This window comes from Halorubrum sp. GN11_10-6_MGM, assembly GCF_005435165.1.
GTDB lineage: Archaea > Halobacteriota > Halobacteria > Halobacteriales > Haloferacaceae > Halorubrum.
The window spans coordinates 1-10,434 of record NZ_SGUC01000053.1 but is presented as its reverse complement, the minus strand read 5'-3'; the positions used below and the strand labels follow the sequence as shown (position 1 = coordinate 10,434).

The following is a 10,434-nucleotide window of genomic DNA, read 5'->3' as shown; positions in this document are numbered from 1 at the left end:
ACTCACACCATATCTCCGAGCGTTTCAGCTCCGTCGTGAAGTGTTCCGAAAACCGGGGAAAGAAGCGCTCAAAACCATCCTCGAAACTGCGCTATGACTCACCAACAATCTCCGCCACAAGAGCGTATTTTCAATTCACGGCATAACGAGACAGACCAATATTGTGTCATAAAACCTACAAATCATTTGAATGCCTCCCGCAATTCGGAATCCACTTCCCATGTTCCGTCACCCTTTCCGCGCAACAGTTCGACACTTGCCCGCAGCAGCGACACCTGAGTGTCGAACAACGAGTAAAGCGCCTGAACGGGGCCAAGAACGTCCTGCTGTCCAAGGTATGTGAACAACCCAACCGCCGCCGGAAACGCTAGTCCGATGATCCCGTACTGTACGGTCGATCCGATTGTCGCGACGACCAGTGCCACCGCCAACAGCCACGGCGACGCGATCATGAACCACCAGTTGAACGGCAACACTACGCGCCCGTACTTCGCATACTTCCCGAGTGCGTCGCGGTGTTGGACCAATAGCCGGATCAGTCCCATCGCGCGCCGGTCCTTCTGCGTACGGCGCTTAACGAATTCGGAGTGGCTCGCTTCCTTGTACGCCACGGCGGGATCGAACACAACCCGCCCACCCTGCCGGCGGATTTTTAGAGCCAACTCCGTGTCGTCGGCGAGTGAGTTCGGATCAATCGGGAGCAACGCATCGTTCTTGAACGCTGAAAATGGCCCGTGGAAGATGAGCGTTGAGTCAAGGTGCGACTCTAGTTGTTGAATGTGCGACTGGATGCCGCGGTACCCCGACTCCACCTCACTCCCACCGAGGACCTCAACATTCCGCCCTGTCACGGCGTCGACTTCGGGGTCCGCGAGGTTCGCAGCCGCCTCACGGAGGACATTCGGTGGAAGCTTCGAGTCGCAGTCCGTCTTCACGACCATCTCACGCTCGGCGGTTTCATACGCCTCATTGAGTGCGGGAGCGAGTCCCCGACGCTCGTCTTCTTCGATTAACGTAAGATCGGGCGCGTCCAGCTCTTCGCAATATTCGCGGATGATCGTCCGCGTCTCGTCGGTCGACGAGTCGACGACGACGAGCTCGACTTTTTCCATCGGATAGTCGAGTGCCAGCAAATCATTGAGTTTCGTCTCGACGATGCGCGACTCGTTGTAGGTTGGAAGAACGATACTCACCGACGGCTCGACTTCTGTCTTCTCTGCTGGCGACCCGGACGGCCGTACCCACGCGAACAGAACGAGAAAGGCGACGTACGGTGCTGCCGTGATTGCGAGCAGCGATCCGGCCGCGACGATGAGTATATTCATGATCGGCGGTTGCCGCTTAGGGAATAAAAACCCACGCGAGACGTTCCGACGAGAAAACGGTTCGAAACCGTCCACCGGCTACTACACCTATATAACAAGTCTTAAGCACGTTTTCCGAAACCCATTGAGTGATGAGCCAGCAACAGAATTCATCCGAGGAGTCGGGCTCGGCCCCACTCGATCTTCTCGAACGCTGGTTCCACGTTCCAGTGCTCGTCGGCGTGTTCGCCGTCATGCTGTGGACGCGGATCCGGTCGTACGGCAACTTCGTCCGCGACGGCGAGGTGTACTTCCGCGGCAACGACGCGTGGTACCACCTTCGCGAGACGACGTATCTACTGGAGAACTGGCCCGGAACGATACAGTTCGACCCGTATACTGGGTTCCCGTTAGGCTACGAAGCTGGCCAGTTCGGGACGCTCTGGGACCACATCATGGCAGTCGGGATCTGGATCGCCCGACCGCTCATGGGTAGCACCGAGGAGGTCATGCTCGTCATGGCTCCAATCACGGGCGCACTCGTCACAGTCCCGACGTACTTCATCGCGCGCCGGTTCACCGGCCGCGTCGCAGCGCTCGGCGGGGCCATCGTCCTCGCACTCCTCCCCGGGACGTTCTTCAGTTACTCGCTCGTCGGCTTCCCCGACCACAGCGCGGCCGAAGTCCTCTTCCAGAGTCTCGCCGTCCTCGCGTTCCTCGTCGCCTTCGCCGTCGCAGAACGCGAAAAACCCGTATGGGAGCTCGTCGCCGACCGCGACTGGGACGCGCTGAAACGCCCCATCTCGTACGCGGCCGCCGCCGGCGTCGCACTCGGTCTCTACATCTGGACGTGGCAGCCAGGTATCCTCCTTGTCGGGATCACCGGTATCTACCTCGCGGTGAAGCTCACGAGCGACGTGTATCACGGAACCAGCCCCGAACCGGTTGCGTTCGCAGGCGCAGTGTCGATGACCGTCACAGCCATGATGCAGCTGATTCCGCTCAACGACTTCTCCTTCGCGACGACATCGTACTCGCTGCTCCAAGTCGTCCTCCCGCTCGGCGTCGCGGTCGGCGCCGTCTTCCTCGCGTGGCTCGCCCGGGAGTGGGAAGCACGTGACCTCGATATCTCGACGTATCCGCCGGCAGTTGGCGGACTCATCCTCGCGTCTGCGGGGTTCGTCTGGTTCGCGATTCCGTCATTATGGTCGACGCTCACTGCGAACTTGTTGAACTTCGTCGGCTTTAGCGCCACAGCACAGTTCCGCACCATCGGCGAGGCCGCACCCCCGCTCCAAGACGCCACCTTCGCGAACTTCGTGCTCTCCCAGTACGGGCTCGCCTTCTTCCTCGCGCTCGCGGCGATCCTCTACGTCGTCGCGCGGCCGCTGTACCGCTCCGACGACACGAACCACACGCTGTACATCCCGGCCGCGCTCGCGGTCGTCGGCAGCGTGTACGCCGTGCCGCAAGCGTACGGTGCGCTCGGTGGCGTCGTCGGCGTCGACTGGCAGGTGATCGGCCTGCTCATCGCCGCGGCGTTCCTCGTCGGCGCGACGTTCCTCGTTGAGTACGACGCCGAGGAACTCTATTTCGTCGTGTGGGCGGCGTTCATCGGGAGCGCCGCGTTCACGCAGGTCCGGTTCAACTACTACCTCGCAGTCGTCGTCGCGGTCGGGACGGCGTACTTCGTCCAAGTGGCGCTCGACGCGATCGAACTCGGCTCCTTCGACGCGCTCCGTGACATCGAGGGGTGGCAGGCCCTGACGGCGGTCGCGGTGTTCGCGGTTCTCTTCGTGCCCCTCCTCTTCCCCGCGGCCGGGGCCGCCCCGGTCTGGGAGGAAGGCAACTCTACCGGTCCCGGCAGCGTCGTCCAGTGGGACGAGAGCCTCCAGTGGATGAACGACGAGACGCCGACGCCGGGCGAGCTCGAAGGCGCCGACAACCCGATGGAGCTGTACGGCACCTACGAGCGTCCGGCCGACGGCGACTTCGAGTACCCGGAGGGCGCGTACGGCGTCCAGTCGTGGTGGGACTACGGCCACTGGATCACCACGCGCGCCGAGCGCATCCCGAACGCGAACCCGTTCCAGCAGAACGCCGGGAACGCGGCCGACTATCTTCTCGCACCGAGCGAGGAGGAGGCCGCTGAGGTGCTCGCGAGCCAGAGCACCGAGGGGAACGACACCCGCTACGTGATGGTCGACTGGCAGATGGCGTCGCCGAACTCAAAGTTCAACGCGCCGGTCACCTTCTACAGCGGCAACGAGACGGTGCGCGACTTCAACGAGGTGCTCTACCAGCGCGTCGAGGGCCAGAACGGCCAGCAGGGCGGGCTCCGGCCCGCGATCCAGACGCGCACCCAGCGATACCACGAGAGCCAGATGATCCGGCTCTACCAGCACTACGGGAGCGCGGTCGAGCCGGACCCGGTCGTGCTCGACTGGCAGCCGCAGACGGCCCAGACCGCCTCTGGCGAACAGGTGGACATCAAGGTCCTCCCGAGCGAGGGCCAGCCCGTCCAGCGGTTCGACAACCTCTCCGCCGCGCGGTCGTACGTCGAGGAAGACGGCTCGGCGCAGGTCGGCGGCGTGATGGGCGTCCCCTCCGAGCGGCTCGACGCCTTGGAACACTACCGGCTGGTCCACGCCACGGAGGCGCCCGGGCGGTCGCCGTACGCCCAGCAGGCGCAGCTCCTCGCCCAGCGGTTCGGCGTCGATCTCCAGGCAACGTACGGCGAGTCGCTGTTGGGCGCGTTCAGCGACGACTTCGTCAAGACGTTCGAGCGGGTGCCCGGCGCGACCGTCGAGGGGTCCGGCGCCGAACCCGGCCAAGAGGTCGAGGCGACCGTCGAGCTCGAAAAGCCGAACGGGCAGACGTTCGAGTACACCCAGTACGCGACCGCCGACGCGGACGGCGAGTTCGAACTCACGCTCCCGTACTCGACGACTGGGTACGACGAGTTCGGCCCCGAGAACGGGTACACGAACACAAGCGTCCGTGCGACTGGACCGTACAACGTCTCCACTGCGCAGACGACCGGCGACGACCTCTACACGACCGAGCGGTTCGGGCAGGTCGAGGTGACTGAGGGGCAGGTCGTCGGCGCCGACGGCTCGGCCGCGACGGTCGAGCTCGAAGAGCGGATCATCGACTGTCCGAGTGGCGACCCCGAGTGTCCGATCGAGGACGGCAGCGGCAGCGACGACGGTACCGACGGCAACACGACGAACTCGACCGACACGAACTCGCTTCTCGGCACCGAGCCGACCGCGACGGACCTGACGCCGGCCGCTGTCGACGCGCGTGACGCGGCCGCCTGATCCAACCCTTCATTACCGCGGCCTTGTTTTTCCCGAGCAGATGGCCGGACTCCGGGATTGGGCGACGCTGTATCTCAAGGGCATCGCGATGGGCAGCGCCGACGCCGTCCCGGGCGTCTCCGGCGGCACCATCGCGCTGATCGTCGGGATCTACGAGCGGCTGATCGGGGCGGTCACCGCCGTCGATCCCGACCGCGTTCGTCGCGTGCTCGCTGGCGTACGGCCAGGCGGCCGCGCCGACGCGCGGGCCGCGTTCCGCGAGGTCGACGGCGCTTTCCTGCTCGTGTTGGGCGCGGGGATCGGCACCGCGGTCGTGGTCGTGTTGAGCGCGGTGAACCGACTGCTCGCGACGCAGCCGGTCGCGACGTACGGCTTCTTCTTCGGCCTGATAGCGGCGAGCGCCGCGGTGCTGCTCGGCGACGCCGATCTCTCGACGCCGCGCCGGAAGGGTGCCGCCGTCGCCGGGTTCGCGCTCGCGTTCCTCGCGTCCGGTGTCGCTTCGACCGCGCTCGGGAGTTCGCTGCCGGTCGTCTTCGTCGCCGGAGCGGTCGCGGTCAGCGCGATGGTGTTGCCGGGGATCTCCGGCTCACTGCTGCTCATCGTGCTCGGTCAGTACGAGTATATGTCCGGCGTCGTGGCCCGGTTCGTCGACGGCGCGGGTGCGCTCGCGCTCGGAAACGGTGCGGACGCGCTCGTCGAGACGCTGCCGCCGGTGGCGGCGTTCCTGCTCGGCGGCGTCGGCGGACTGTTCACGATCGCCCACGCGGTCCGGTACGCGCTCTCGCGGGCGCGGGTCGCCACGCTCGCGTTCCTCGTGAGCCTGATCGTCGGCGCGCTGCGCGCGCCGCTCGTGGAGGTGTCCGCCCGGTTGGCCGAGAGCGGCGAGTCGTGGCGGGCGGCCGCGCCGCGGTTCGCGGTGGCGGCGCTCGTCGGCGCGGGTGTCGTCCTCGTCTTAGACCGCTACTCCGCGGCGATCGAGTACTGAGCGGTGGACTCGGTCACGACCAGGTAAGAGAGAATCGAGCCAATCGGCGGTGACGAACGTCACCGTCTCCATGGCTTCCCGGTCGGGAAATGCTTCCACGACGCGCTGGATGATGTGGTAGAGCTCCTGTGGTGTAAGTGACTGGTCGGGAACGTAGAACACGCCGCTGTGCGAGTCGGTCGGCATTCGGACGAAATCGTCGTCACTGGTGATGATGACGCGGTCATGTTCGACGGCGTACCAGCGAATCGTGGTGTCGTTAACCCCCCTCACCGAGCCCGCTCACGTCGACGACGTGCTCTACGTCGCGGCCGGCTTTGGTGAGTTTGTCCGCCAGCGGAGCCGCAATATTCTGGTCAAGCAGAAACCCCACGCGCATACGCTACGCGTCCGACAGATCCTCGGGGTCTGTGATAACGCTCGGGTCGTTTGCTGCGGCGTCGTGGAGCTCTCGACGGCGTTCCTCGACGGCCCGCATCTCTTCTGGGTGATCGTGATAGTACGCCAGCGCGTGGTAGACCTCCGCAGGAGTGAGGTCGAACCGATCCGCAACCGTCCGTGCGTCGAGCCCCTGCTCTTCCACCAGCGCGTGGACATGGCGCACGGTGATTCGCCGGTCTCGAATGTGCGGCTCGTCGTGGATTCCCGACTCGTCACCTGCGACGATGGTGTTCATCTGCCGCGACATATCGACAGCTACCGGAGTTGTGGGGTTTAGTCTTTACCAGTATACGAGTGAGCTGAAGGCGGGTATGACCGGATTGGCTGATTTATATTGGCGCAATAAGTGTCTCCCCCCGTCAAGACTGCCGAATTGGTGGCCGGCTAGATATCTCTCATAATAGGCCCGCAAGATTAGCCGTGGATAAACTCAATACTTGTTAACAATTAACGCTACTCTATTATCGGGTATTCAACTTTCCAATTCATCTAATCCTGCCTCTAGCACTTCGGTGTATGCCTCTGAGAGTCCCAGATTGTTCGCTTCAGCGTAGTCTTTGATCCGGCCTCCGAGTGTGTGCGAAATGTCTATGTTAGGGCGCACGACAAAAAGACTTTAAGACTAAACGTATAATAGTCTATCGTCGTGAAGCGCACCAACACGTTCGCAGTACGTCCGCTTTCCGAGACCGGAGAGCGGCTGCTACGAGACCTGTTGGACGCTTCCACCGCTCTCTGGAACGAAGTCAATTACCAGCGCCTCATGCGGTATAACGACGAAGACGGGTTCGGAGGCAGCGTATGGGACGCCGATACGGGCCGCCTCGAAGGCAGATATAAAGGCGTTCTCGGCGCGTCCACCGCCCAGCAGGTAATCCGGAAGAACAGCGAGGCGTGGCGAGCGTTCTTCGGGCTGAAAGAGCAGTATCACGACGCCTCGAACAAGTCGGTCACGGATCACCCCGAACCGCCGGGCTTCCGTGGGAACGAGGACGATGGGCGACAACTTAGGACGGTTATTCGCAACACGTCATACACCGTCGAATGGAGCGAACGCTCCCGGCTCGAGATACTGGTCGGGCGTGAGTTGAAAGACAGATACGACCACACCGGGCGCCTTCGGCTCGAAGTCGTCGGTGAGCCGAACTGGCCCGATTACGAGAAACAGGGTCGGTTGGATTTGTGGTACGACGAGACCGCCAGCACCTTCCGAGCTTCACAGCCCGTGACTGTTTCTGACGAGACACGGGCGACTCCACTGGCCACAGAGACGGCCGCTCTGGATATCGGTGCGAACAATCTCGTCGCCTGTACCACGACGACCGGCGAACAGTATCTGTACGAGGGACACGATCTGTTCGCCCGCTTCCGCGAGACGACACAAGAAATTGCTCGGTTACAGTCCAAACTCGAGGCGGGCCGACACAGCAGCGAACGTATCCGGCGGCTGTATCGCAAACGCACTCGCCGTCGTGATCACGCCCAAGAAGCGCTGTGTCGTCACTTGGTCGAGCAGGTGTGTGCCGCGGGTGTCGACACGGTATATGTCGGTGACTTGACCGGCGTGCTAGAGACGCACTGGTCCGTCGAGGCGAACGCCAAGACACACAATTTCTGGGCGTTCAGGAAATTCGTGGATCGACTGGCCTGTACCGCCGAAGAGTACGGGATCGCCGTCGAGGTACGGTCGGAGGCATGGACGAGTCAGGAGTGCCCGCAGTGCGGGTCGACGGATCGAACCACGCGGCATCAGGAGACGCTGGCGTGTCTGTGCGGGTTCGAGGGACACGCAGATCTCACGGCATCGAGGACGTTTCTCGAGCGGCAGACAGAGCAAGAAGTCAGGCCGATGGCACGGCCCGTGCGATTCGAGTGGGACGACCACGACTGGTCGGGGCAACCACACCCTCACGACAGTCCCAAAGAAGTGCGCACAGACCGGAGTACCGTTAATAGCAACGGGAAAATTGCCTCCGGGGAGACGGTGTAGCCAATATCCCGCGAGAGGAATCTCACGGCTTCAGTCGTGAGAGGATGTCAAGACGCTGTGTGTACCCCCAACCCGTTCCTCTTCGACCGCGGGGACGGCGAGTGGGCCCTGCGGTATCACGGGCGGTTCGACGACGCGCTCAACCCCGACGACGAGCCGACCGAGTACGATATTCGCGACGCGGTCGACGCCGTGCTCACCGGGGAGGACGTCGAAGTCCCCGATCGTCTGTCACGGGGCTGTTCAATCAAATGGCCGGACGAGTAGCGATTCGAAACTACACTCGGGCGGTTCATTGCTGTTGAGATCTAATTGACAGCGTGTATTTTCCACAAAGTTATGTCCTATGAGGTGATAGACCATAGCACAGTGATATGCCGGCGCATCGCCCGATCGAGTTGAACCGCGCTGTCGCGGGTGGACGCGTGGAGATATTCGCGATCCGCGACGAGGAGTATCCCGACGGGTGGTTCTACCGGTTCCAGTACTACCACCCTGAGACGGGCGAGCTGCTCCGGTACGACGACGCGCACGATGACGACGATCTTGGCTGGCATCACCGGCACGTTCGGTTCGGTGAGGACACACGGATCGAGTTCCACGGGCTCGCAGCACACGTGACTCGGTTTCTGAACGAGATCGCGACGCTGGCGGACCAGAAAACACCAATGAGTGAACCCGACCACGACGGCTGGCCAGACAAGTACAGCGACCCTCGCGAGCGGCCGCATCCCGATGTGCTCCGCATTACGGTCGAGTCGTTCGACGAGGCGTTCGAGGATACGCGCGACGCAATCGGTGCGATCGCCGACGGAGAGCCTCGGCCAGCGGTCGTGTCGTTCGCGACGGTTGGCGAGCTGCGGAAAATTCTCACCGACCGGCGGATCGAACTCCTACAGGTGTTGATGGATACCGACAGCGCCGCCGAGAGCATCAGTGCGCTTGCGGAGACCCTTGACCGCGACTACAAGACCGTTCACGACGATGTTACGCTCTTAGCGGAGTACGGTGTCATGTTCCTCGTCGAGGATGACGACCGTGCGAAGCGGCCGTACCTCCCGTACGGGCGCATTCGCCTCGACGTCGAACTGAACGGAAGCAACACCGACGAAGAGCCCGCCGCGGCGTGAGCTTCGGTTCCCACGGCGCCTACACGCGTTTCCGACCGCGTCGGCCGGGTTGTGGCAGCTCTGCTCGAATCAGGGGTCAACAGCGCTTGGTCGACCGAACTACCCACGCTGTGATCGGCTGCTACAATCGTTCTCTCAACGACGTTCAGTCTGACCCAGGCTGGCACGTATCGATACAAACGGGAGACAGACGGGGCGTATCTAGGTTGCTGTCCGCTCATGGTGCCCATCGGGCGGAACATCTATTTCTTAGAACGCCTTCACCGCGAGCCGAGAACAACCGACCGAAGTCGTCGCGAATATCGGGAGCCGATCCGCAATCGGAACGCCGTGCCGACGGAGACGGCTTAACAAGGGGTCGGCTCCAACGAATCGACATGAGCATGAAAGGCGACGAGCCGGACCTCCACGAGATCGACCGCTACGACGGCGGCGTCGGCTGGATCGCGTACCCGAACGAGACGATGGAGCGCGCGAGCCACGCGTTCGCCGTCGACAACGAGGAGACGGAGACCGACGACGTGTGGGTGGTGGACCCGGTCGACGCGCCCGGCGTCGACGACCTGCTCGACGAACTCGGCGAGGTCGCCGGCGTCGTGGTCGGACTCGACCGACACGTCCGCGACGGCGACGTGCTCGCCGCGCGCCACGACGCCCCGGTGTACGTACCGGAGTGGATGACGGGCGTCGAAGACGACCTCGATCCGGGCGTCGACGTCGAACGGTTCGGTTCGCGGCTCGCGGACACGGGCTTCGAGGCGTTCCGGGTCCGTGACTCGTCGGTACCGCCGTGGCAGGAGGTCGGCCTCTTCGACGGGGAGACGCTGATCGTCCCCGAGTCGGTCGGCACGGCGTCGTACTTCCGCGGCGACCGCGAGCGCCTCGGCGTCCACCCGATGCTTCGACTCACCCCTCCGACGGCCGCGCTCTCCGGGCTCGACCCCGAGCGCGTCCTCGTCGGCCACGGCGTGGGCGTCCACGAGCGCGCCGCGGTCGCCCTCGAAGACGCGCTCTCCGACTCGCGACGGAAGGCTCCCGGCCTGTACGCGAAGACGCTCCGGTCTGCGCTGCCGTTCTGAGCGCGGCCGAACCGCGCGGCGCGCCGGCCGAGGTGGCGCCCCCCCCCACCCGAACGGCGGTGTTCAGATAAGGATTGAAGCGTGAGGCGGTACGTTTTCAAAGTAATCTATGCCCGAAAACGACCGCCTCAACGGCTGTATAGACGAGATCAACTTAGAGTTTGTGGAGCGAGAGGCAACAC

General features: G+C 63.5%; 8 protein-coding genes and 4 pseudogenes. 9 read left to right on the top strand and 3 right to left on the bottom strand.

Annotated elements, in window-relative coordinates; genetic code table 11:
• Positions 1-97 (top strand): annotated as a pseudogene (locus EXE46_RS15490) (IS1595 family transposase); the annotation flags it as partial.
• Positions 98-182: 85 nt separating this feature from the next.
• On the opposite strand, the gene EXE46_RS15485 reads toward EXE46_RS15490, so the two are convergent.
• Positions 183-1,325 (bottom strand): glycosyltransferase, encoded by a 1,143-nt coding sequence (locus EXE46_RS15485; RefSeq protein ID WP_137689245.1) that lies wholly within the window; start codon positions 1,323-1,325, stop codon positions 183-185.
• A gap of 131 nt (positions 1,326-1,456) precedes the next feature.
• On the opposite strand from EXE46_RS15485, the gene EXE46_RS15480 reads away from it, so the two are divergent.
• A complete protein-coding gene (locus EXE46_RS15480; RefSeq protein WP_137689244.1) occupies positions 1,457-4,627 on the top strand; it encodes an oligosaccharyl transferase, archaeosortase A system-associated in 3,171 nt (1,056 codons plus the stop codon).
• A gap of 40 nt (positions 4,628-4,667) precedes the next feature.
• Entirely contained in the window at positions 4,668-5,612 is a 945-nt protein-coding gene (locus tag EXE46_RS15475) for a DUF368 domain-containing protein (protein WP_137689243.1), read from the top strand.
• Here EXE46_RS15475 and EXE46_RS15470 read toward each other — a convergent pair.
• The gene (locus EXE46_RS15470) at positions 5,580-5,885 is read right to left on the bottom strand and encodes a DUF5615 family PIN-like protein (RefSeq protein WP_241981593.1); all 306 of its coding nucleotides are present in this window, start codon (positions 5,883-5,885) and stop codon (positions 5,580-5,582) included. The genes EXE46_RS15475 and EXE46_RS15470 overlap by 33 nt on opposite strands.
• Positions 5,886-5,994: 109 nt before the next feature.
• Positions 5,995-6,300 carry a DUF433 domain-containing protein gene (locus tag EXE46_RS15465; RefSeq protein WP_137689242.1) on the bottom strand — a complete coding sequence of 102 codons (306 nt, stop codon included), beginning with the start codon at positions 6,298-6,300 and terminating at the stop codon, positions 5,995-5,997.
• Positions 6,301-6,699: 399 nt separating this feature from the next.
• Here EXE46_RS15465 and EXE46_RS15460 point away from each other — a divergent pair, with 399 nt between their 5' ends.
• The 6 genes and pseudogenes from EXE46_RS15460 to EXE46_RS15435 form a co-directional block, all read left to right on the top strand.
• Entirely contained in the window at positions 6,700-8,043 is a 1,344-nt protein-coding gene (locus EXE46_RS15460; protein WP_137689241.1) for an RNA-guided endonuclease TnpB family protein, read from the top strand.
• A gap of 36 nt (positions 8,044-8,079) precedes the next feature.
• Positions 8,080-8,310 (top strand): annotated as a pseudogene (locus tag EXE46_RS15455) (thioredoxin family protein); the annotation flags it as partial.
• A 107-nt stretch (positions 8,311-8,417) separates the two neighbouring features.
• Positions 8,418-8,624 (top strand): annotated as a pseudogene (locus tag EXE46_RS17515) (DUF6516 family protein); the annotation flags it as partial.
• Between the two features lie 87 nt (positions 8,625-8,711).
• Entirely contained in the window at positions 8,712-9,173 is a 462-nt protein-coding gene (locus EXE46_RS15445) for a hypothetical protein (RefSeq protein ID WP_137689247.1), read from the top strand.
• Positions 9,174-9,556: 383 nt separating this feature from the next.
• Positions 9,557-10,252, top strand: coding sequence for a hypothetical protein (locus EXE46_RS15440; RefSeq protein WP_137689246.1), 696 nt, complete (start codon positions 9,557-9,559; stop codon positions 10,250-10,252).
• A 109-nt stretch (positions 10,253-10,361) separates the two neighbouring features.
• A pseudogene (locus tag EXE46_RS15435) lies at positions 10,362-10,434 on the top strand (IS6 family transposase); the annotation flags it as partial.